Consider the following 24,491-nt stretch of genomic DNA (forward strand, 5'->3'; position numbering starts at 1 on the left):
CAAGATAGTTCTTTAGAATAAGGAGCGTTTTATTGTTATTAACACAAAAGATTGAAAAATATAAGTTTTCAAACCCATTGTTTTATTTAAAAACAATTGGTTTTTTTATTTTATAAATAAAATTTAGGAGAATAAGATTTATGCCTTGATTTAATGAATTAATAAAAAAATTTAGAAATTATCCTTTAACTGATGAAAATTTAGACGAAGTTGTTGAAACTTTTAAGAATTTTTTTAAAGAATACAATGAAAAAGATAATTTTTTTTCTAATTCAGAAGATACTGATTTTGAAAACCCAAGTACATCAGCACCATTAACTCAATTAAAAGAAAATAAAAAAACTGATTTAGATAAATTAATTAAAGAATTAAGAAATGATTTAAAATATAATTTCTTTTCTTATTTTTGAGAAAAAAAAGAAAATTTAAAATTAATTAGACAATTAGATTATTTTTTAATAGAACTTGATAGTAAAATTAAAGAACAAAATGAAAAATTATTATCCTTGGAGAAAAATAAAACATTAATTGAACAAAATAAAATTAATAAAGTTAGCCAAAATAGTACTGAGTTTACTGAAATCACAGATTATTTTAATCTTTTTAATTTTTTAAGTGAAACAATAAGTAATGATATTATTTTTTTAAAAACAATAAATTTAAACATTTTTGAAAATAAAAAAGAGTTTTTAAAAAAAACACGAGAATTAAAAATAAAAATTGATAAAGAAATTCGTAGGCTATATCAAAAAAATGAAGAATTAGAAAATAAAAAAGAGAAAATTTTTGAAAACCTTTTTAAAGAAGAAGTTATGACTCAATTAATTTTATCTTTTTGAGCATTTAGAATGAAAAGTGGAGATGAATATAAATTAATTTTAAATGAAGGTAAAGATTTAAAAAGTAAATTTGATAAAAATTTTGTATTTTTCTTTGAATTAATAGATGACATATTTAACCGATATATTAAAAAAATTATTAAAAATGAAGAAAGAATATACAATGATATATTTGAAAAATATAATGATCGAGAAAAAGAATTAATAAGTGAACAAGAAGAAATTATTAAAACTAAAGATAAAGTGAAAGAAAGTATAGAATTATTTAAAAATGAATTAGAAGAAAAAAAAGAACAAATTAGAATACATGAGAAAGATATAGCAGAAAAAAGAAAACAAATTGAAAATTTAGAAAAACGAAAGAAAAATATAAAAATTAAAAAAATTACTTACTTGCAAGATTTAGAAGAAAATAAAAATAATATTGAAAATCAAATATTTATTCCAAATATTTCAGATGATAAAAAAGGAAAAAAACAATATTTAAAAGAAATAGATGTAGTGATTAAAAAAAAGAATAGTGATATTAAGAAAAAGAATGATTATATTGCGGAGTTACAATATAATATTACAAGACATGATACTGAGTTAAGTATTAACGATAAAAAAATTAATAAAATTGAGGATAAAATTAATAAAATTGAGGATTTTTTTAAGCAAAATAAACATACGATGATGTTTGAACTTAAAAAAATAAAAGAAAAATGAATTAAAAATATTAGTAAAGATCAAAAAATATTTATTAATTTCTTAAAAGAAGTTAATAAATTAGAAAATATGGAATTTATTAAGATTATTGAAAATTATTGAGAACAAAATGCTGATAGTATTAAAAAAATTAATGAAAATTTTAACATTCAAAATAATTTAGAAAACATAAGAGAAGAAAATAAAAAAATAGAAAATGAATTTAAAAATGATTTCACAACTTTAGAAATTAATTTTAAATTAAAAGAAAAAGAAATAATAGAAAATGCAATTAGAGAAAAAAAGGAAAAAATTCAGGAGTATTTAAGAACAATTAATCAATCAAAATTAGTAAGTATTGAAATCCAAACCGAAATAAATGAAGAAAATGAGAAGCCTAGTTGACAAGATCAAAAAATTGAGGAACAAAATAAAACCATTGAAAAACTAGAATTTCAAATAAATGATTTAGAAAAAAAAATAATTTCAATAAAGGAATTACATGAAGATGAAGTAAAAGATTTATCTACAACATCGGAAAATATTAGAGATTTTTTTGCAGTGGAAATTAAAAAAACTACTGAAAATTGTGATAATTTAAAAAATAGTTTAAATAAAAAAAATTCAAAAAAAGAAGAACAAAAAATTAAAAATAAATTAAATGAAGAAGAAATAAAATTAACATCTTTAAATGAAGTATGAAAATTAATAAGTACTGAAATTCTAGAGTTACAGCAACCTTTATCAGAAGAATCAAAAAATGCAAACAAACAAAAATGAGAGAATATGGACTTAATAGAATCTCAATTACCTTTGGAAACAAAAGCAGAAATATTAAATACAATTTAAACTAATAAGATTAAATTTATTATTGTATCAAGTTTAATTTATAGAAAGAGAAAAAAAGTACATTAGAAAAAAAAGAATATTTATTAATAAGAAAAATGAAAAAATAATACAAGTCATTATGAATAATAACTTAAGACATATTCCATAATTAAATTTTTTAAAAGTCAATTAATAATTTTAAAATTTATTTTATAATTTTGTTATTAACAATAAATTTAGAAAAGTGTTGATAAAAATGATTTTTGAAAATTTAAAAAAATTAAAAAATGAAGAATTTTATAGATATTTTGGTATAAAACGTTTTCATTTTAATGAAATGTTAGAAAAATTAATTGAAATAGAAAAATTAGAAAAAAATAAAGGTCGAAAAAATAAACTTTCAGTAGAAGAAAGATTAATGATGACTTTATTATACTGAAAAGAATATTATACTTTTTTCAAATGAGTATTAAATCTAAAATGAGTCCATCAAGTTGTTTTCGAAATATTACTTGAGTAGAAAATAAACTTAGTAACCACAAAGATTACCAATTTTTAAAAGAAAGATATAAATTAAAAATTGATAAAAAACAAGAAAATTTAAATGAATTTCAATTTTATTTAATTGATTCAACTGAGATTGAAATTGAAAGACCAACTAAAAAAACTACAGTTAGAATATTTTTCTGGTAAAAGTTGAATGTATTCTATAAAATTTCAAATTGTATATGATTTTTTTAATAAAAAAATTGTTGATATTTTTGCTGATAATGGTAAAGTGCATGATTTTCAAATATTAAAAAATTCAAATCTTGAATTTTCAAAAAAAACAATAATTATTGATGATTTAGGATATCAAGGTATACAAAATATTTATAAAAATACAATAATACCAATTAAAAGAACTAAAAATAAAAAATTAACTAAACAAGAAAGAAAATACAATAAGATTGTATCTAAAATTAGAATTAAAGTTGAACATGTCTTTGCTTGATTGAAAAGATTCAAAATTTTAGTAAATAAATGTAGAAAATCTAAATTTAGACTTATGTACTTAAGATTTAACTTACTTTGTGAAATTTTTAATAAAATAAAACCATTAAAATAAAAAAAATATTAAAAATATTTTTTTAAAATTTAAATTGTTATCGAGTTAATATAAAAATATTATTAACAATTTTTTGTTTAAAATGTAAACTCATTTTTTAAACTATTTTTTCAAAAAATATTTATTTCTATATTCAATAACACTAAATAGTTTTAAAACAATTTTATTGACAATTAATTAAATTTAATTACGGAATATGTCCTTAGAAAAAGTTAAATTATTAGTTAGGAATGGTGTTAGTATAAATTATGTAATTAAAGATGGTTTCACTATTTTAATGTTAGCTATCAAAGATAATGATTTAGAGATGGTTAAGTATTTAATAGATAATAATGAAATCTTTATCAAGTAAATGAATATGGACATAATGCTTTAATGTTAGTCGTTTGAAATAATCATTTGGAAGTCTTTAATTTTTTTTAATGCAAAAACTAACGATATTTTAGATGAAGAAATTTTAGAACAAAATGAAGATAAATTATCAACATATGAAAGTATATTAAAAGAAAATAAAGACAAATTACCAACATATGAAGAAGCAATGAAATTTCAACAAAAAATTAATAAGTCTGATTATTTTAAAGATGAAATAGATTGGCAAAAGCAATTATCAACGATAAAAATTTAATTCCTTTTATGATAATAATAATTTTTATTAAAATATTAAAATAAACATTAATATTTTAATTTTAAAAAATGTATTTTTACCTATATGAATTTCCTTTTGCTTTTTATAAAAAAATAAGTTACAATTCTTAGTGAATATTTAATTATTATTTAGTTTAAGGAGAATAACAATCAAATGCGTAAATTAATCACTTTATTTTCAACACTTAGTTTACTTTCTTCTTCTGTGAGTACTATTGTGGCTTGTGGTACTGGAGATGGTTTAAAAATTCAAGCAAATTTTGAAAACGAGCCATCAAACAAAGAAGGTGATCCGTTAGTTGATTATGTTTATAATAAATACTATCAATATGATACTAAACTTTTATACAAACCACTTACTGCATTTATGCAACTAGCAGCAGACAAAATTAAAATTGATCGTAATGCATTAGAAGTTACAGATGCTGCTAGGGATTTTTATAATAGTGACCAATATAAATCAGGTAATTATGAGAGTATTAATTATAATATTAATAATGATCCAGATAAAGTAATGAATGAACCATTTAGTTGTAAAGATGCAAATGGAAGTCTTTTAGTTTTTGGTTTAACTGATAATGATATATCTAAACAGCAATATTATGGTTATTGATATGTTACATATGAAACAGCAACAGAAGCAGAAAACCCTTCAAAAGTTGCTAAAACTAGTATTGTTTCACCAAAAATTACTGACTTTAAAGATGATAAAAATAAAACCATTATTAAAAAAGGTTGAATTCATTTATTCTTTATAATGAAAGATTCAAAAATGAACAAGACTTTTAAAATTGATTTTAATATTCAAATTGATGTAATTTTTAGTTTATGAGTTGATAAAAATAAAAAAGAAATAGTTGTTATTAATCCAAATACTATTGATAAAGCTTTGGGTGATGTTGATTTTCGTAACCCAGATAAAGTGGTTCATGAAAGAATAAATAACATGGCTTTTTCAGAATTATAATGATAAATATTAAAATTGTTTGTATTGGCCAGTTGTCACAGACATATTGAAAATCAGCCGCCAAAGATTATTTAGAACGAATTAAAAAGTGAACTAATATTGAAACAAAAAATATTATCGAATCTAAATTAAATTCAATTCCTAATAATATTAAAATTGAAATCAATAAAATCACCGAATACATATCAAAGAATAATGATTATCAATGATTTTTATTAGATTTATCAGGACAATTAATAAGTAGTGAACAATTATCACAGATGATTAATAAAAATCAAATTTATCAACAAGGTAAAATTGGTTTTATTATTGGCGGTAGTAATGGTGTAGCACAAATATTAAAAGACAATATTAATTTAATTAAAATTTCCTTTGGTAAAATAACATTACCTCATCAATTATGTTATGTTGTTTTATTAGAACAAATATATCGTTCATTACAAATACTTAATAATCAAAGTTATCATAAGTAGTAGGTGAAAAAAATGTATAATAAAACTTTATTTGTTGATTCCTCATGATTAGAATTTTTTCAACAAGAATATAAAGAAGCATATTTTACTAAATTATTAGAAGATATTAAAAAGGAATATCAAACTTATCTTTGCTATCCTCAATGAGAAGAAATATTTCAAGCTTTTAAAATAACTCCTTTATCAAAGGTTAAAGTAATAATATTAGGTCAAGATCCTTATCATCAGCCAAATCAAGCTCATGGCTTAGCATTTAGTGTTCAAACAAATACTCCATTACCACCAAGTTTAAAAAACATTTTTCAAGAACTAAAAAATGATTTAAATATTGAAAAAGATAATGATGGTAATTTAACAACTTGAGCTAAACAGGGGGTTTTGCTTTTAAATACAACTTTAACTGTCAGACAAAGTCAACCTAATAGTCATTTACAATATCAATGAGTAACTTTTACTGATCATGTTTTATCATTTTTAAATTTAAACTGTACTAATCTTGTTTTTATTTTATGAGGTAAAAATGCAAGAAATAAAAAAATGCTAATTGATACAGAAAAACATTTTATTATTGAGAGTGCACATCCTTCACCTTTAAGTGCTTATAATGGTTTTTTTAATTCAAGACCATTTAGCAAAACTAATAATTGATTAATTTCAAAAAATAAAACTCCCATTAAGTGATAAAAATAAAAAAATACTAATTTTATTATATGTATTTAAGCAAACAATGTTATGATATATTTGTTAAAATTAATATAGTTTTAAAGAATATTTCGGGAATGGTGGTTATTTAAATGCCCAATAATTTAATATTTAATCACATATTTTCTCAACGATATGATTTAAATACCTTAAATTTATTTAGTAGATCTACAGCTATTTATTTAATTATTACTTTAAGTAGCATAATGTTAGCATATATTTTAATGAATAGTTTTTGAAAATGATTTCGTAAAGATAAATATAAAGGTGTTCGTTTTACTACTAAAAATATTGCTTATATAACAATGTTATCTTCAGTATCAGTTGTGGCAACTATTATTGTTTCTATTACGATACCCATTACAGTATTACCACCAATTAGAATTGCTTTTGAGGGTTTAATGATTAAAATAACCGGTTATATGTTTGGTCCAATTATAGGTATTATTTGTGCTGCAGTAACAGATATTTTAGTAATGTTATTTGTTCCTTCATATATTAGTGTTTATTATATGTTTTGTATTATTTTTACTGGTTTTTTGGCAGGAATTGCTGGAATATTTAAAGTAAAACTAAAAGATTATCCATGAGTTATTTTTGCTTTAATTAATTTTTTTATTATTTTCTTTGCTGGTGGCGGCATGTATATTGTTATTTCAGGTAAGCAATCATCATATTCTATGTCAGGAATTATTGTTAATAAATATGTTCTGGCTAGTATTATGGGTGGTGGTGGCATTATTGGCCTATTAAGTATTTATAGTGTTTTATTTTATTATTTATTGAAAAAAGAAATTTATAGAATTAAAGAAATTTTACCAATTATTTTATTAGCGGTAGTAGCTGAGTATGTAACAACAGTGCTTATAGCCTCCTATGCTGATATGACTTTATTTGATCCTAATGCCAAGGATTATGGAGTAACAGCAATTATGAGAATTGTGCAAGCACCTCTTAAAATTATAATTAATTCAATTATAATTTATGTGACTTGAAGAACCGTTAATCCTTTAATTAATATTGATAATAATAATTATTAAATAAAGGATTTTAAAAATATGAATGAAGAATTTTTTAAAAAAATATCTAAATATTCAAATAAAGATTGTTTAAAAAAATTAAAAATTATTAGTCCAAAATATTTAAACAATAATATTAAGTATATTCATGTAACTGGAACAAATGGTAAAGGTTCAGTATCACGTTTATTTTTTGCTATATTATCACAAACCTTAAAACAAAAAATTGGTTTGTTTACTTCTCCCCATATTGAGTTTGTTAATGAACGAATTATTGTTAATGATAGAATGATTAGTAATCAAGATTTAGTTCGTATTAGGGACTTGATTTTTGATGATATTGAATATTATCAATTAGGTTTTTTTGGTATTTTAACTTTAATTGCATTAATTTATTTTCAAGAACAAAATGTGCAATGAGCAATAATTGAAGTTGGGATTGGTGGAAAAATTGATCCTACAAATATCATTGATGCAACATATGCTATTATCACTTCAATTGGTAAAGATCATCAAGATAGACTTGGTAAAACTATATCTGAAATATTACATCAAAAATTAGGAATAGTAAAACCAACGACAAAAAATATTTTTATTTCAGGTAATTTAAATAATAAATTAAAAAAGCAAATTGATATGGAAGGTTATAAACCTATATATTCTCCAAGATTAATCAACCAACCATACTATCAAGAAAATAAAAAATTAGTTTTAACAGTAATTTCAAAAACATTTTTAGAAATTAATATTAAACAAGCTTTAAAAATCATTAATGATACTAATATTAGATTACGATTTGAGAAATATCAAATTAATGATAAAACTATTTATTTTGATGCTGCTCATAATATTGATGGTATTAAAGCATTAATTAAAACGCTAAAAATTAATAAAATTATTCCTCAACAAATTATATTTTCTTGTTTAAAAAATAAATATCCACAAAAATTAATTAGTTGTTTAAAAAAAGTCTCAGATAATATTATTATTTGTAGTAATAGTAATTTAAATAGTATTACTGGTGAATTTTTTGATTATCAAAAAATGATTGAATGTAGCCCTCATAAAATAATTTTAATTACGGGTTCTTGTTATTTTTTGGCAGATGTTTATAATTATTTAAGAACAAAGAAAATAATTATGATAAAAAAGGGTGGTAATTAAATGAATGTGTTGTTATTGAATATAATTAGTGGAGTGTTAATTTTAATTACTTTTTTATTGATCACAGTTTTTGATTATAAAGATAATAAAAAAAAGATAAAGCAAATAAAATTTATTTGCTTAAGTGGAATAATGTTAGCATTAGCTGTTTCTTTAAATACAACAGGTGCTTTAATGTTAAAAAGTTTACCATTTTCTAAATATTTTGAAATTAAATTGGGTAATTTTATATTAGTTTTAATAGGTTTCTTTTGTGGTGGAATATTAGGGTTTCTTAGTGGTATTGCCAGTGATTTTTTAGGTTTATTATTTAGTACTAGTGGTGCATCACCATGTTTATTTTTTACTTTTACTAGTATTTTATGATGTATATTACCTTACTATTTAGTATTAAATTTTAGTAAAATTTATTATAGTAAAAAGACATTTTATTGATATTTGCCAATTGCTTATGCTATTACTTCATTAATTATTACTGGTACTGATCCTATTGCATTAAAAATATTATTTCCTGGATTACCACCTTTATGATTAATGTATTTTCCATTAAGAGTTATAAAATATCCTATTGATTTAACGGTTAATGTTTTTTTAATTATTACTTGTTATTCTGCATTAAAGAAAACTTTAAATTTAGAAAATCAATTTAAAAAATATTATTTCGCTACAGATCCGCAATCTTTACAATATAATAGAGTACCTGAAGAATAAACCAAAAAATAATTATTTAATTAAAATTTCTGATTTTTTTGTAACATTTTTAAATTTATCTTTTTATTGAGAATATATTAAATTAAAAGTAATTTTTTAATATTACTATTTTAATTTTAATAGCAAGTGGCAAGTGGCGCATGTTTATTTTTATTGATATAGAAGAAATCATGTAAAATGATTGTATTAAAATATTAAAGATTAGGTGGTAAAGATATATGAAGAAATTACTAAGTAGTCTAGCAGTAGTAACTTTAATTGGAGTAACAAGTATAAGTGTCGTCACTTGTGGCGGAGAAAGACCTTCACCAGTAGAAAAAACTGATTTAAATACAGTTATTATTAAAAAGGAATTAGGTATTATTTACATTGGTCAATTGGACAAACCAAATAAATCTGAAATTTTAAAAGCTATTAAAGATAAAAATAAAGAAGCAATTGATCTAACTGAAGATGATTTTGATATTAAAAGTTTTATTGACACTACAAAAATTATTATTAATGGTAAAGGTACTTATAAAAACGAAGTTTCTTTAACTTGTACTATTACTAATTTTAAAAAAAATTCTAATTGAGAAGATAATAATGGTGCAGTTCATGCTCTAGTAAATATTAATGGTGTGCTTTATGTGGGAACATCAATTTTTGGTAAAGGAAATTTATATAAAAGTAATAGTGATGGCAAATTTGAATTAATGAATAATTGAAAACAAGACAATGGTGCAGTTTGGGGTTTAACAAATATTAATGGTGTGCTTTATGTGGGAACATCAATTGCTAATAAAAAGGGAAATTTATATAAAATAAATACTAATGATATTAATGCTAAGATTGAGCCAGTTTCTACTTGAAATAATACTAATGGTGAAGTTTCAAGTTTAACAAATGTTGATAGTACACTTTATGTAGGAATAACAAATAATAATGGTGAAGGAAAAATATATAAAAGTAAAGCTGATAAAAGTTTTGGATTGATGCTTGGTTGAGAGAGTACTAATTGCGCAGTTTGAAGTTTAACAAATATTAATGATACTATTTATATAGGAACAATAACTTCTGCTAATAAAGGAAATTTATATATAACTGAAAAAAAATAAAAACATAAAAATGATATCTATCAAAAATTATGAAATTTCAAATAATTAATACTTTTTTAATTATTAATTATTTTCTTTGTTAAAGAGAGTTTTAAATTTAAAAAATTATTTTGTTACAGATTGATATTCTTTACAGTATAATAGAGTATATGAAAACTAAACTTTATTAAGAAGGGTTAATTAAATGATTAAAATTTATGATAGTTTTTCACAAAGATTGCAGCTGCTTGCCCCTAATAAAAAGCAAGTTAATATGTATTTATGTGGTCCTACTGTTTATAACTATATTCATGTTGGCAATATTCGTGGTGTGCTTGTTTTTGATGTTTTACATCGTTTGTTAATTCATCAAAATTATAAAATAAATTATGTTCATAATATTACTGATATTGATGATAAAATTATTAAGAAAGCTGCGGATTTAAAAATAACAGAACAACAAGTTACTGAAAAATATACGTTAGCATATTATGAAGACTTAGAAAAATTAAATATTATTTTTCCTACAAAATTACCAAAAGTAAGTGAATATATTTCAAAGATTATTGAATTTATTAATAAATTAATTATTAAAGATTATGCATATGTTACGGCTGGTGATGTTTATTTTAAAGTTAATAAGTTAAAAGATTATGGAAGTTTGGCACATAAAAATATTGAAGATTTAATTCCAAATTTTAGAATTAAAAATTTAGTTACTAAAGAAAATAATCTAGATTTTGCTTTGTGAAAATCAACAACAATAGGTATTAGTTGAAATAGTCCGTGAGGAAAAGGAAGACCTGGTTGACATACTGAGTGTGCTTGTTTTGTTGAGGATTTATTTAATGGTCAAACTATTGATTTACATGGTGGTGGTGTTGATTTAAAATTTCCTCATCATGAAAATGAACGAGCTCAATTTGTTGCAGCTAATAATAAAAAAATGTCAAATATTTGATGACATAATGGTCATGTTAATATTGCTAATGAAAAAATGTCAAAATCTTTAAATAATTTTATTTTGGTTAAAGAATTCTGTCAGCAACATCACCCGAATGTATTGCGATATTTAATATTAAATCGTGATCATCAACAACCAATTGATTTCAATAAGGAAACAATTGAAAATGGATTAGTGTCAACAAAAAAATATGAAAATGTTTTAAAACAATGAACATATCAAATATTTATTAACAATATAATATGTAATAATAATCATCATTCAATTTATTATCAACAAATTATTAAAAATTTATCAAATAATATTGATACAACTAATACTATTACTTTAATTGAAAATATGATTAAAAAATTAAATGAAGCACTTATTAAAAAAAATTTTAATGAAGAATTTCAAGAAATTTTTTATACTTTTACCTTTGCTTTAAAAATATTAGGATTTGATTTTAAAGTTGGTAATTATTCTGAAAAGATTAAAAATAAAATTAAAATATGAGAACAACTAAAAAAGGAAAAACAATACCAAGAAGCTGATAAAATTCGTCAAGAATTAAAAGATTTGAATATTATTTAAAGGAGCAAAATTATGGCATTACAATATATTTATGGTTATCACCCTATTATTGCTGCATTATCAACATCATCATTAATAAAAATTAAAAAAGTTTTTTTAGTTCAAGATAAGTACCAAGAATTGAAAAAAGATTTAAAAAGTGTAAATATTCCTTATGAAATTATTAGTTTACAAGCGATGAATAATCTATTAGGTACTACTAAACATCAAAATATTGCTGCTAATGTTAAAGACTATCAATATTTTTCTTTTGATGAATTAATTAATATTGGTTCAACATCTAAATTTTTAAGAATTTTAATTTTAGATCGTATTTCTGATCCACATAATTTTGGTTCAATGTTAAGAATTGCAGCGGGTAATGACTTTGATGGTGTAATTGTTTTAAATCGTAATCAATCTGAAATAAACGGTGCAGTTGCAAAGGCTGCAGCCGGTGCTCTAAGTATTATTCCAATTTGTCAAGTTAATAACTTAACTTCCACAATTAATAATTTACAAGAAAAATATAAATTTTGAATTTTGGCTGCTGCTAAAACAGCAAAAGCAATTGATTATTTTACTATTGATTGTAGTAGCAACTTAGCATTAATTATTGGTAATGAAGGTGAAGGGATAAGTCCAAAGTTATTAAAACATACAGATTATATTGTTCAAATACCAATAAGTCCAAAAATAGAATCATTTAATGCTAGCGTTGCTTGTGGTATTATTGCAAACTATATTTACGTTGAAACGTTAAAATTATCGTAAATTTTAAGAACCTATATTTTTTGATAATATTTAAATTTATGAAAAAATAAAATATTTTTTTAAAAAAGATACTTTTATATTTTAGGTGTAAATGTTTTTTCTTTATTTATTGGATTTGGTTCTGAAAATTTTCATTTTTTTTCTTTTAAATTTTTGCATATATTTATTTGATCAATTAAATGGTTTTCTAATTCTTTACAATTGTTTTTAATATTTGTATAGTCAGAATTTATCTTATTTATTTTATTATTAATACATTTGTTTTTATCTTTAATTCAAAAAGTAAAAAATTTAATAAAAAAATTTTTATATTTATTTATTTTATTTTTTTTCTAATTGTTCTATTTTTATTGTTATTTTCTTTTCTAACATTTCTTCCAAAGTTCAAATTTTTGATCTTAGTTCTAAAATATTTGAAGAAAGTAATATTATTTTAGGAGTGTTATTATTTTCATTAGTTAATTTCTCTAATTCTTTATCTTTTTCTTCACTTATTTTTTTTAATTTTGATAACATTTTTTCTTCATTATAGAAGAAAAAAACGCTATTTTCAATATCTGTACTGTTATTACTTGGATAATGATTTTTTCTACGTTTAAATAAGTTTTTTAAAATATTTAAATACATCTGTCTCACGTTTTCCTCTCAAAAATAAAGAAACTCATTTACTTTTTATGAAAGTAATGAGTTAAAAACCTATTATTAAGTTTTATAAATATTATATATTATTATAAAATCTATTTGTTAAAGTAACTATTAACATAAAGTTGAAAATAACATAAGTAGTTTATTGTTCTTTAAATTAATCAAATATGTAATGTCAAAAAAATACAAAAGTAATTATTTTTTATTTTTGAAAGGAAAATGTGAATAGTATGCAACTAGTAAATGAACTGTTAATTGAAACAGTTGAAGTTGGTGATTTGGAAGCACTTAAAGTTTTATTGGAAAATGGTGCTGATGTTAATTATGAAGATCAAGATGGCAATACCTCTTTAATGTTAGCTGCTAGAAGAGGTTTTTTGGAGGTAGTTAAGGTTTTATTGGCAAGTGGTGCTGATGTTAATTATGAAAATAGATATTGTTATACATTTTTAATGTGAGTTGCTGAAATTGGTGATTGGGATATAGTTAAGATTTTATTGGAAAATGGTGCTGATGTTAATTATGAAAATAGATATGGTAATACGCCTTTAATGTTAGCTATTATAGGTGCTGATTTGGAGGTAGTTAAAGTTTTATTGGCAAGTGGTGCTGATGTTAATTATGAAGAAAATCAAAATGGCATTAGACCTTTAATATTAGCTACTAGAAGGGGTAATTTTCAGATAGTTAAGAATTTAATAGATAACGGTGCTGATGTTAATTATAAAAATCAAAATGGCATTAGACCTTTAATATTAGCTACTAGAAGGGGTAATTTTCAGATAGTTAAGAATTTAATAGATAACGGTGCTGATGTTAATTATAAAGATTGAGATGGTAATACGTCTTTAATGTTAGCTGTTCAATATGGTCATTTGGATATAGTTAAGATTTTATTGGAAAATGGTGCTGATGTTAATTATAAAGATTGAGATGGTAATACCTCTTTAATTTTAGCTGCTGAAAATGGAAGAATTGAAATTTTTAATATTTTATTATTATACAAAGCTCATGTTTATGATAAAAATCAAGGTGGTTTTACTGCTTTAACTTGCTCTATTAAAAATAAAGATTTAATAATAAAAACATTTAAAGAATTTCTAAAATTTAAAAATGAAATAATGATTTCTAAAGGAAATTGTTATGAAAAAATAATCTATATTATAAAGGGAGATGATGATAATTGATTAGAAAAAGAAGAATCAGTAATAGATTCATTAAAATATTTGCAAAATGAAATTAAAAAATTAAATGAAAAAAATAATTCAAATATTGAAATTTTTTGACAAAAAGAAGTTATTAATAGTTTAGTATTTAGACATATTCCGTAATTATTTTTTTGAAAAATCAAGTAATAATTTTAAAATTTATTTTATAATTTTGTTATTAACAATAAATTTAGAAAAGTGTTGATAAAAATGATTTTTGAAAATTTAAAAAAATTAAAAAATGAAGAATTTTACAGATATTTTGGTATAAAACGTTTTCATTTTAATGAAATGTTAGAAAAATTAATTGAAATAGAAAAATTAGAAAAAAATAAAGGTCGAAAAAATAAACTTTCAGTAGAAGAAAGATTAATGATGACTTTATTATACTGAAAAGAATATTATACTTTTTTTCAAATGAGTATTAAATCTAAAATGAGTCCATCAAGTTGTTTTCGAAATATTACTTGAGTAGAAAATAAACTTAGTAACCACAAAGATTACCAATTTTTAAAAGAAAGATATAAATTAAAAATTGATAAAAAACAAGAAAATTCAAATGAATTTCAATTTTATTTAATTGATTCAACTGAGATTGAAATTGAAAGACCAACTAAAAAAAACTACAGTTAGAATATTTTTCTGGTAAAAGTTGAATGTATTCTATAAAATTTCAAATTGTATATGTTTTTTTAATAAAAAAATTGTTGATATTTTTGCTGATAATGGTAAAGTGCATGATTTTCAAATATTAAAAAATTCAAATCTTGAATTTTCAGAAAAAACAATAATTATTGGTGATTTAGGATATCAAGGTATACAAAATATTTATAAAAATACAATAATACCAATTAAAAGAACTAAAAATAAAAAATTAACTAAACAAGAAAGAAAATACAATAAGATTGTATCTAAAATTAGAATTAAAGTTGAACATGTCTTTGCTTGATTGAAAAGATTCAAAATTTTAGTAAATAAATGTAGAAAATCTAAATTTAGACTTATGTACTTAAGATTTAACTTACTTTGTGAAATTTTTAATAAAATAAAACCATTAAAATAAAAAAAATATTAAAAATATTTTTTAAAAATTTAAATTTTTATCGAGTTAATATAAAAATATTATTAACAATTTTTTGTTTAAAATGTAAACTCATTTTTTAAACTATTTTTTCAAAAAATATTTATTTCTATATTCAATAACACTAAATAGTTTTAAAACAATTTTATTGACAATTAATTAAATTTAATTACGGAATATGTCCATAATATTATTTTTATAAATTATATTAAGTTAGTTGTTAAAGAATGATAATTAATAAATGAATTTTGTAAAAAATGAAGTTTTATAAGTAAAAATATAGTTACTCTAACTTATCAATGTTATAATTTATCAAAGGAATAACTAATATTAATTTATGAAAATTTAGATAGAAAGGTGCTATTGCCATTAATATGTTTTTTAAAAGTGTAAAATTCAAGAAGACAAATGATGATTTTGAAACAGATGATAATTCTGAATCAAAAGTTAATATAGAAGGAAAACAAGAAATAATTACACCTTTTAAACAGTATAAAAGTAAAGATAGTAAAAATCTTTTTGCTAAAAAAATGTTATTAAAAAGAAAGCAATTAAAATTAAATAGTAAGAAAAAATTTAGTGTTCATGATTGAGGGATTGATAATACTAATTATGTTTTTATTGATTTTGAAATTGCAAATTCGAATAAAACAAGTGCTTGTCAATTAATTATGATAAAAGTAACACAAGGTAAAATTGTCAAAACTTATAGTTCGTTAATTAAACCACATCCCGAAGAATTTACTTTTTCTCATGTTCATGGAATTACAAATGAAAGTGTATCTTTAATGTCAAATTTTAAAGAATTATGAGTAGACATTGTTACTTTTTTTACTGAAAATACTGTTGTTATTGCTCATCATGCTAACTTTAATATTAATATCTTAAGATCATTAATTAATCATTATGATTTAGAGTGCCCTAATTTTTTTTACATTTGTTCAGTTAAGTTATTTAGAAGAACATATGATTATCCTAATAACCGTTTAAGTGCTCTTGCTCATAGTAATCAAATTAAATTTGATCATCATGATCCATTGGCAGATGTTACCACTTTACATAAATTAATTAATATACATTTTAGTGAACATTACCATTTAAAAACTTTATGTAATAATCTTAATATTAAAATGGGGAGATTATTTGGTGATTCTTTATCTTAATTAATATAAAAAGTATTTTTATATATAAAAATACTTTTTAAGTTTAAAGGTATAGTAAATAAAAATTTGCAAATTTAAAAATTAACATTATAATTATACTTATGTAGGGATATTAAGATAAATTATTTAAGTCAAATTGTATACAAAAGAGGTTACAGTTATGGAAAAAGAAATAGATGTTGCATATGTTTTATCGCCATTGGATACAGTCACTAATGTTAATGACAAAAGTGTCTTTTCAATAAAAACACATCTTGTGCTAATAAATAAAATACTTAAAAGTAAGTAATTACTGGTTTTAAGTTAGTATTAATGATTACTAATTAAAACAGTTGCTATTTTTAAGTGCAGCACTAATTCTTTTAATAATATTTATATCTTGTATAAAATATAATGAATTATAATCGAGAAGATTATTAACTAAAATTCAATTTTTATTTAATAAAAGTCTAAAAAGTACATGAATATTTTGCTTGTTTATGATAACATTACTAAAGAAATTAAAAATAAAATTTCTTATTTTTGATGTTATTAATTTTGATATGTAATATTTTATGAAATGGAGGTGAAATCAATGAAATATGACTATGAAATTATTGTAATTGGTGCGGGTCATGCTGGTGTTGAAGCGGCATTATCTTCTGCACGAGCAGGTCATAAAACTGCTATTATTACTCTTGATAAAACTAAAATTGCATTAATGCCATGTAATCCTTCTATTGGTGGACCCGCCAAAGGAGTTGTGGTTCGTGAAATTGATGCACTTGGTGGTGAAATGGCTAAAGCAGCAGATGCTACTGCTTTGCAAATGAAACTATTAAATCATTCACGTGGTCCAGCAGTTTGAGCTATTCGTGCTCAATCTGATAAAATTGCTTATTCACAATATATGCAAAATGCAATAAATAAACAAGAAAATTTAACAATTTTAGAAGTTATGGTACAATCATTAATAATTGAAGAAAACACTGCTAAGGGTGTTATTTTAGAGAATGGCGAAAAAATTACAAGTGAAATTGTGATTTTAACTACTGGTACTTATATGACAGCTTTAACTTTACAAGGTCATAATAAGAAATCAGAAGGACCAGATGGTCAAAGAACAAGTAATGGTATTTCTGAACAATTAAAAATTGTAGGCTTTAATATGATACGTTTAAAAACAGGAACACCACCTCGTATTAAAAAAAATAGTATTGATTTTGACAAAACTAATATTGAACTAGGTAGTGATTTACCTTTAGCATTTTCACATGAAACTAAAAATTTTTTACCATTAGCAAAACAATTACCTTGTTATTTACTTTATACAAATGATAAAACTCATACCATTATTAATAAAAATTTAGATAAATCACCAATGTATAATGGTGAAGCACAAGGTACTGGACCACGTTATTGTCCAAGTATTGAGGATAAGGTAGTACGTTTTGCTGATAAGCCTCGTCATCAAATTTTCTTAGAGCCAGAATCACTTGCTTTGGATTCAATTTATGTCCAAGGTTTTTCAACATCATTGCCAATTGATGTGCAAGATAAAATGTTGAGAACGTTACCTGGTTTAGAAAATTGTGAAGTATTAAAATGAGCATATGCTATTGAATATGATGCTTTTGAACCAACACAATTATGACCAACATTGGAAACTAAATTAATTAAAAACTTATTTAGTGCTGGTCAAATTAATGGTACTAGTGGTTATGAAGAAGCAGCGTGTCAAGGTTTAATAGCCGGAATTAATGCCCATTTAAAAATAAAAAAAGAAAAACCATTAATTTTAAAGCGTGATGAAGCATATATCGGAGTTTTAATTGATGATTTAGTAACAAAAGGAACAGTTGAACCTTATCGTTTACTAACTTCTTTAGCTGAACATCGTTTATTATTACGAAATGATAATGCTCAAACAAGATTAATTAAGTATGGTTATCAAGTTGGCTTAGTTAGTGAACAACGTTGATCACAATTTAATATTCAACAAACATTAATGTCCAATATTGTTGAAAAATTAAAAACTATTAAAGTTAGTCCCAATTCAGAAGTTGCTAAGTATATTATTAATAATAATTTAGGTCCAATTCCCGATAATCATATTATTGCTTATGAATTATTAAAACGCCCAGGTGTCAAATTATCAATGTTTACTTCACAGTTACCTTTAATAAATGATTTACAATATCATGAATTAATGGAATTAGAAATTACAATTAAATATTCGGGGTATATTAATCAGCAACTAAAAATGGCGCAACAAACTAATAGTTTAGAAAAAAAACAAATTCCTAGTGATATTGATTATGATTTAGTAGAAAGTATTACTGGTGAAGCTAGAGAAAAATTAAAGCGCGTTAGACCATTAACAATTGGTCATGCTACAAGAATTTCTGGTGTTAGTCCTGCTGATATTCAAGTTTTATTATTTTTTTTAAAACGCAAATATCCAAATTTAAATATTTAATAAATTAGCGATCTTTTAATTAAGATCGCTAATTTTATATATTAAATATTTTACTTGCATTTTAAAGTTCAAAGAAGATTTTGATTTATGATGATCAAAAGAAATTAAACAGTAATAAAAATTGTAAATATGACACAAATTTAAGAGGTGATAAATTTATGAATAATGAAAAACAAAAAGAGTATAAGAAAAAGTGATATCAAAAAAATAAAAAAAATACAAGAATATCAACAAAGACCTGAAGTGAAAGCAAAAATGAAAGAATATGCTCAAAAGGCCAGAAGTGAAGGCAAGAAAGCAAAAATATGAGCAAAAATCCGAGGTAAAAGCAAAAAGGAAAATATATAATCAAAAATGATATCAAAAAACTAAAAAAACAAAACAAGAATTACAATTTAATAATAATTATCAAAAAGAAGTAATGGTAAATGCAATCAACAAATTAGCTGATGAATATCCTCCTGCTGCACATGTTTTAAGTGAAAATCAAAAAATTTGAAAATCTTATTTATAAAATAAAAATAAATTAAAAAAATGAATTGATAAAAAATAAATCTAATTCTTTTTCATGTAAATCATATATAACAATTTTCTTTTCACTTAAAATAAAATTAAGTTGTGATATATAATTTTTATCAATTAATTTAATTAAAATACTATCAGTATCTTTATTATATTTAAATTGAAAATTATATAAACTTAAAAGTGATGATGCTACAAGATTATTGCTTGTTTTTAAAACAAAAATTTTACCAACCCCAAATTTATCAATTGGTCCAGTATAAATTAATTTACCATATTCAATAATAGTACAATTATCAATAATATCTTTTGTTTCATCAATCATATGAGTTGTTAATAAAATAGTTTTTCCTTCTTTTTTTAAATCTTGTAAAACAGAAGTAAAAAATTTTCTTGATTCTGAATCTAAATTAGCTCCTGGTTCATCTAAAATAACTAGGTTTGGATCATGTGCTAGGGCAACAATTAACATAATTCTATTTTTCATTCCTGAAGAAAATGAATTTAAAGATTTATTACGTGATTCTCATAAACCAAAATTTTTTAATAATCTTTCTAAATTTATTAGTAATTTACTTTCTGAAATTATTGTTGTTTTACCTAAAAATTTCAAAAAATTATAAGCACTTAATCCTTGAGGAAAATTTTCTATATTCAAAGAATAACCTAAACTATTTTTTGAAAAAGTTGTTCCCGCTTTATAGCCATTAATGGTAATTAATCCTTCGTAATTACTTTTTGGAATAGCACCAATAATTGATTTTAACAGTACTGATTTACCACTTCCTGAACGGCCAACTAAAGCATGAATAGTTCCTTCAAATACAGTAAAGCTAATATTATTCATGTGAAATTTCTTAAATTTTTTACTATAGTTTTGAACATTAATTAAAATTTTATTTTTATCATTTGTTGACATAAATACTCTCCTAAATAACTTATCCAATATTCTTTTTTAAGAAAAAACAAAATGATAAGAAAAATAAAACAATACACAACACACCGTAAAATAAACTAACAATCAAATTATTTTGTATGCTTGTAGTATTATTAACATCAATTTTATATTCGCTATTTAAATGAAAAGTAAAATCAGGATAACTAAATAAAGTATTTTTTTGAACATTAAAATCAATACTTGATAAAGCTAATGGTTTAAATCAAAAATTACCATAACATCCCATATAATTTGTTCACATTTGGTTTCAGTGCTCAATAAAATTAAAATAGTTAATCAAAGTATATAAATTCATATTATTTTTAAATGCAATAAAATTTTCATCATTTAAAACTTTTTCTGATTTAACTTGATAATAAATTCATATTTGATTATAAATGTAATCTTCCACAGTTCTTAATAAAATATAAATTGGATTAAAAAAAAGATTATCATATTGGTTACGTAATGGACTGCTAAATTTAACATAATATCCACCATCTTTAAAAGCTCTTGTTCAATCATCACTAGTTAATGTTTTTTTATTACTGCCTTCCTCAACATAAGATTTAGCAAGATCATATTCTAACAAATCAGGTATTTTTGATTTTTGTAAATAACAAAAATTATTAATTTCAAATTCATTATTATAATCTTCATATAATTGTAATAAATCTTTTTGAGTATCATTATTAGATTCTTGAATCTTTTGTTTTAATTCTTTTAAATTAATAAAGTATTTATTAAAAACTAAAACTATTTTAACTGTTTTGCCATTAAAATCATTATGTCCATTTCAAACATCAATTTTACCTTCCATTTCACCACTATTAAATGAACTATTTAAAAGAAATCCTTCTTTTTTATAAAAATCTTGTCTTTTACTAATAACTTCTTTTTTATTAATATCTTGTAATTCATCAATTGTTAAACTATTATAAAAATCAGCAATATCTTTAGTTAAATTAGGATAACGAATTAATCCCATTTTATAATATTTATTAAATAACATTGCTTCTTTAATTTGTTTAACCAAATAAGGTCCAACACCTTCTTTAAAAGAAATTGGTAAATTTTCTGTTTTATTTAATATCAAAGAAGAAGGTAAACCACCCAAAAGGAATAAACTACAAAAAATAACAAATATTAAAAAAACCTTTTCTGATGAAAAAAACGCTAACATAGCTACCGATCCATTAGTTACTAAAATTGAGAAAAAAAGTAAAAAAAGAAATAATTTTAAAATAATTAAAATATAAAATTTAATATATATTATTTTTAGAATTACCCCTATGATGCCTCCAAAAACTAATAAAGTAATAATATTAGATACTATAAAAAATAATGAAGATAAAAATAACACGAAATATTGTGAAAGGATAATTACTTTTCTTGAATATGGCCTTGTTAGTATTAGAAGAAAAGAATTATCTTCAAATTGTGTACCAAATAACTTAATAGAATTCATTAAAGCAAAAATAAAAAGAAAAATGCTATACAAAATCATAATATAATATTGAAAAATAATGAAAAAAGTATTTGAACTTAATTTCAAAGTAAAAAAAACAATCGCTATTGTTAAAGATATAAATATTGATAAAATAAATAAAAAAACTGTAATAAAAGAATAATAAACCTTAATAAAAATAAACTCTAATAATTTACCTAAATTTGCTTTTTCAACCATACCTCTCTTAAATAACCTCTCAATGTATTAGTTTATAATATTTTTATTTAAAAAAACAATTTTATTAATTTAGAAACAACAATATATACTAGCAATTATATAATCAATATTAAGCATAATATGAAAAATTTCTTAGTAGAATTTTACTATGTTTTATATAATAAATCTTGTTTTAATAGTATTAAATACAGTAAATGTTAAATTTTAAAACTAGTTATTATTTTAAAAATAAAATAAGTAAAAACATAAAAAAACTTATAAAAAATCACTAAATATTATACTATTGGTGTTTATTATAAAACTTTAAAACATAATATAAAAAACAATTTTAGAATAATATAAAATGAAGTAAATATATTCAACAATTTAAATATGTCTTTAATTTATTAAATTAAAAACATATTTTATCCAAGTTTGATTTTAATAATATTATGTTTTAAAACAAAAAATAATCATTTTTTATTACTAATTTCAATAATAGTTGTATTGAATATATTTAAATATATAAAAAGATTTATTTAAGGGGGTATAAATTATGAAAAAATTATTAAGTATTTTGGGGGCAATAATTTTAAGTACTACTGCTACTACAAATATTATTGCTTGTGGTGGAAATAATGATGAACCAATACCAGAAGAGCATGGTAAAGAACAAAGTGATACTGATTTATTAAAAATAGCAGAAGAAAAAATTAATAGTTTATTTGGTGAACTAATAAAAGACAAAAAAAATATTTTAAGACCAGATAACTTTGGTAGTTCTGGACAAGAACTATTAACTGAAATTAATAAAATTCTTGATAACCAAGAAATTACTAATCAAGATTTATCTAAACATTTTTATGACATAATTAAAGAAAACATTAGTAATTTTGGTGCTGAACTACGTAAGGATTCTAACTTAAAGTCATTATTTTCTGGTATTAATATTAATGAAATTTTAAAGTTAAATACTGATAAATCAAAAATTACTAAAGCTGAATTTAATGAATGAAAAAATAATAATGCTTTTGGGATGGATGATTATAATAAAGAAAAGTATCACATTGAATCTTGAAATCTTTTAAAATCAAGTTTAAAATTTGATTTAAAATGAAAGGATTTTGATGGTAATACATTAGATCGTGAATTAAGTATAGATTTTTTTGATATAAACTTTATTAATCAAAATGCTAATACTGAAGGTGTAATTGAAAAAGTAGCAAGCAAAATTGAAGATAATTTAAAAGATTATACTGTCGAAACTACTTTAGATTTAAAATGAAATATTTCAAAATGATGAAATAGTAATGAGTTAAAAGAAAACATTTTAGAAAAGATAAAAACAAAATTGGGAGCTAAATTTATTGCTCGTGATCAAACGAAATTTCATAATTATCAATTGCCAAATAATAATAATAATTGAAGTGTTACTAAAGAAAAACAAAATGATTTTCAAAGTATGGCACAAAAAGTATTTTTAAATCAATCAGGTTCTGATGTTAAATCAATTTTTACTAATAAAGCTAATTCATATGCACAAACCTTTGAAAACAAATTTGAAAATTGAAAATATAGAAGCAAAATTACTTCAGATCTAGATAAAGTAAGTTTGTTCGGAGAATTTGAAATTAATAGTTGAACATATCATAATTTAACATTAAACCCTATTAAAATTCCTGTTGTCATCCGCGATACTATGTCAACACAAAATCGAATTAATAGTACTGCTGATAAATTATCCAAATTTTGTTCTAAAGATGGTATTTGAAACAATCGCCTTACTATCAGTAAGTTTGAAGGTAACTTTACAATGAAAATGAATAAAAATGATTTTAAAGCTTACGAAAATAATAATTTTAGTGATACTTTAAGATATTTACAAGATAAAACTACTGATTTAGCAAAAAAGAATGGTTTTTTTCAAAATAATGATTCACTAGAATTAATTAATTGTCATGAATTAGGGCAAAAAGGTCTTAGATGACAAAACACGCTATTAAAATCTAAATTAAAAAATAATAAATATATTATAGATAATTTGTCTTTAGGTACCGTTGATATTTGAATGTATTTTAATGGTTATGTTTTATCTTTAGCGTATTCTTTTGCTCCAACTTATGCGGTAATAGAAGGTGATGATAATAATGTTTGAAATTAATATATAATTTAAAAAAAATTATTAAACCTTAACGATAGATAATACAAAAATTAGTAGTTTTTTAATTGAAAAATTACTAATTTTATATATTAAATATTTTTTTAAAATGAAATCTTTTTTGATTTTAATTTTTAAAAT

At 21.8% G+C, this 24,491-nt stretch carries 25 protein-coding genes; 22 read left to right on the forward strand and 3 right to left on the reverse strand.

Annotation, left to right across the window (positions count from 1 at the left end; all coding sequences use genetic code 4):
• Window positions 1–140: 140 nt before the first annotated feature.
• The 14 genes from AAHM89_RS00110 to rlmB all read left to right on the forward strand — a co-directional run bounded on the left by AAHM89_RS00110 (window position 141) and on the right by rlmB (window position 12,512).
• Complete coding sequence (locus tag AAHM89_RS00110) at window positions 141–2,375, forward strand: hypothetical protein (RefSeq protein WP_342266561.1); 2,235 nt, start codon at window positions 141–143, stop codon at window positions 2,373–2,375.
• Window positions 2,376–2,610: 235 nt separating this feature from the next.
• Complete coding sequence (locus AAHM89_RS00115) at window positions 2,611–2,874, forward strand: hypothetical protein (protein WP_342266373.1); 264 nt, start codon at window positions 2,611–2,613, stop codon at window positions 2,872–2,874.
• On the forward strand, window positions 2,835–3,047 hold the full coding sequence (locus AAHM89_RS00120) for a hypothetical protein (RefSeq protein WP_342266562.1): 213 nt from the start codon (window positions 2,835–2,837) through the stop codon (window positions 3,045–3,047). The genes AAHM89_RS00115 and AAHM89_RS00120 overlap by 40 nt, the downstream gene beginning before the upstream one ends.
• 7 nt (window positions 3,048–3,054) lie before the next feature.
• Window positions 3,055–3,462, forward strand: coding sequence for a transposase family protein (locus AAHM89_RS00125; protein ID WP_342266563.1), 408 nt, complete (start codon window positions 3,055–3,057; stop codon window positions 3,460–3,462).
• Window positions 3,463–3,658: 196 nt separating this feature from the next.
• Window positions 3,659–3,814 carry an ankyrin repeat domain-containing protein gene (locus AAHM89_RS00130; protein WP_342266564.1) on the forward strand — a complete coding sequence of 52 codons (156 nt, stop codon included), beginning with the start codon at window positions 3,659–3,661 and terminating at the stop codon, window positions 3,812–3,814.
• A 450-nt stretch (window positions 3,815–4,264) separates the two neighbouring features.
• On the forward strand, window positions 4,265–5,077 hold the full coding sequence (locus AAHM89_RS00135) for a hypothetical protein (RefSeq protein ID WP_342266565.1): 813 nt from the start codon (window positions 4,265–4,267) through the stop codon (window positions 5,075–5,077).
• On the forward strand, window positions 5,077–5,550 hold the full coding sequence (locus AAHM89_RS00140; protein ID WP_342266566.1) for a 23S rRNA (pseudouridine(1915)-N(3))-methyltransferase RlmH: 474 nt from the start codon (window positions 5,077–5,079) through the stop codon (window positions 5,548–5,550). Before AAHM89_RS00135 ends, AAHM89_RS00140 begins: the two co-directional genes overlap by 1 nt.
• A 12-nt stretch (window positions 5,551–5,562) precedes the next feature.
• Window positions 5,563–6,234 carry a uracil-DNA glycosylase gene (locus AAHM89_RS00145; RefSeq protein ID WP_174481457.1) on the forward strand — a complete coding sequence of 224 codons (672 nt, stop codon included), beginning with the start codon at window positions 5,563–5,565 and terminating at the stop codon, window positions 6,232–6,234.
• A gap of 110 nt (window positions 6,235–6,344) precedes the next feature.
• Window positions 6,345–7,292 (forward strand): hypothetical protein, encoded by a 948-nt coding sequence (locus tag AAHM89_RS00150; RefSeq protein ID WP_338958573.1) that lies wholly within the window; start codon window positions 6,345–6,347, stop codon window positions 7,290–7,292.
• Between the two features lie 18 nt (window positions 7,293–7,310).
• Entirely contained in the window at window positions 7,311–8,435 is a 1,125-nt protein-coding gene (locus tag AAHM89_RS00155; protein WP_342266567.1) for a bifunctional folylpolyglutamate synthase/dihydrofolate synthase, read from the forward strand.
• Between the two features lie 15 nt (window positions 8,436–8,450).
• A complete protein-coding gene (locus AAHM89_RS00160) occupies window positions 8,451–9,146 on the forward strand; it encodes a hypothetical protein (RefSeq protein ID WP_342266568.1) in 696 nt (231 codons plus the stop codon).
• A 218-nt stretch (window positions 9,147–9,364) separates the two neighbouring features.
• Window positions 9,365–10,243: a hypothetical protein gene (locus tag AAHM89_RS00165; RefSeq protein WP_342266569.1), complete on the forward strand. Its 879-nt coding sequence runs from the start codon at window positions 9,365–9,367 to the stop codon at window positions 10,241–10,243.
• A gap of 184 nt (window positions 10,244–10,427) precedes the next feature.
• Window positions 10,428–11,759: a cysteine--tRNA ligase gene (cysS, locus tag AAHM89_RS00170; RefSeq protein WP_338958584.1), complete on the forward strand. Its 1,332-nt coding sequence runs from the start codon at window positions 10,428–10,430 to the stop codon at window positions 11,757–11,759.
• A gap of 12 nt (window positions 11,760–11,771) precedes the next feature.
• On the forward strand, window positions 11,772–12,512 hold the full coding sequence (gene rlmB / locus AAHM89_RS00175) for a 23S rRNA (guanosine(2251)-2'-O)-methyltransferase RlmB (protein WP_342266570.1): 741 nt from the start codon (window positions 11,772–11,774) through the stop codon (window positions 12,510–12,512).
• Between the two features lie 321 nt (window positions 12,513–12,833).
• Here rlmB and AAHM89_RS00180 read toward each other — a convergent pair whose 3' ends face one another.
• Window positions 12,834–13,139 (reverse strand): hypothetical protein, encoded by a 306-nt coding sequence (locus tag AAHM89_RS00180; protein WP_342266571.1) that lies wholly within the window; start codon window positions 13,137–13,139, stop codon window positions 12,834–12,836.
• A gap of 248 nt (window positions 13,140–13,387) precedes the next feature.
• On the opposite strand from AAHM89_RS00180, the gene AAHM89_RS00185 reads away from it, so the two are divergent.
• The 7 genes from AAHM89_RS00185 to AAHM89_RS00215 all read left to right on the forward strand — a co-directional run bounded on the left by AAHM89_RS00185 (window position 13,388) and on the right by AAHM89_RS00215 (window position 19,581).
• Window positions 13,388–14,488 carry an ankyrin repeat domain-containing protein gene (locus AAHM89_RS00185; RefSeq protein WP_342266572.1) on the forward strand — a complete coding sequence of 367 codons (1,101 nt, stop codon included), beginning with the start codon at window positions 13,388–13,390 and terminating at the stop codon, window positions 14,486–14,488.
• 87 nt (window positions 14,489–14,575) lie between these two features.
• The gene (locus AAHM89_RS00190; protein WP_339045912.1) at window positions 14,576–14,998 is read left to right on the forward strand and encodes a transposase family protein; all 423 of its coding nucleotides are present in this window, start codon (window positions 14,576–14,578) and stop codon (window positions 14,996–14,998) included.
• A gap of 19 nt (window positions 14,999–15,017) precedes the next feature.
• Window positions 15,018–15,428: a transposase family protein gene (locus AAHM89_RS00195; protein WP_342266573.1), complete on the forward strand. Its 411-nt coding sequence runs from the start codon at window positions 15,018–15,020 to the stop codon at window positions 15,426–15,428.
• 392 nt (window positions 15,429–15,820) lie between these two features.
• The gene (locus AAHM89_RS00200; RefSeq protein ID WP_342266574.1) at window positions 15,821–16,609 is read left to right on the forward strand and encodes an exonuclease domain-containing protein; all 789 of its coding nucleotides are present in this window, start codon (window positions 15,821–15,823) and stop codon (window positions 16,607–16,609) included.
• 574 nt (window positions 16,610–17,183) lie between these two features.
• Entirely contained in the window at window positions 17,184–19,067 is a 1,884-nt protein-coding gene (gene mnmG, locus AAHM89_RS00205; RefSeq protein WP_342266575.1) for a tRNA uridine-5-carboxymethylaminomethyl(34) synthesis enzyme MnmG, read from the forward strand.
• A 165-nt stretch (window positions 19,068–19,232) separates the two neighbouring features.
• Window positions 19,233–19,415: a hypothetical protein gene (locus AAHM89_RS00210; RefSeq protein ID WP_342266576.1), complete on the forward strand. Its 183-nt coding sequence runs from the start codon at window positions 19,233–19,235 to the stop codon at window positions 19,413–19,415.
• On the forward strand, window positions 19,351–19,581 hold the full coding sequence (locus AAHM89_RS00215) for a hypothetical protein (protein WP_342266577.1): 231 nt from the start codon (window positions 19,351–19,353) through the stop codon (window positions 19,579–19,581). The genes AAHM89_RS00210 and AAHM89_RS00215 overlap by 65 nt, the downstream gene beginning before the upstream one ends.
• Before the next feature lie 12 nt (window positions 19,582–19,593).
• Here the strand turns inward: AAHM89_RS00215 and AAHM89_RS00220 are convergent, their stop codons facing one another.
• Entirely contained in the window at window positions 19,594–20,508 is a 915-nt protein-coding gene (locus AAHM89_RS00220) for an ABC transporter ATP-binding protein (protein WP_252319855.1), read from the reverse strand.
• Between the two features lie 19 nt (window positions 20,509–20,527).
• Window positions 20,528–21,643 (reverse strand): hypothetical protein, encoded by a 1,116-nt coding sequence (locus tag AAHM89_RS00225; protein ID WP_342266578.1) that lies wholly within the window; start codon window positions 21,641–21,643, stop codon window positions 20,528–20,530.
• 1,105 nt (window positions 21,644–22,748) lie between these two features.
• On the opposite strand from AAHM89_RS00225, the gene AAHM89_RS00230 reads away from it, so the two are divergent.
• The gene (locus tag AAHM89_RS00230) at window positions 22,749–24,353 is read left to right on the forward strand and encodes a lipoprotein (RefSeq protein ID WP_342266579.1); all 1,605 of its coding nucleotides are present in this window, start codon (window positions 22,749–22,751) and stop codon (window positions 24,351–24,353) included.
• Window positions 24,354–24,491 lie beyond the last annotated feature (138 nt).

Source organism: Spiroplasma endosymbiont of Villa modesta, assembly GCF_964030925.1.
Lineage (GTDB): Bacteria > Bacillota_I > Bacilli_A > Mycoplasmatales > VBWQ01 > Spiroplasma_E.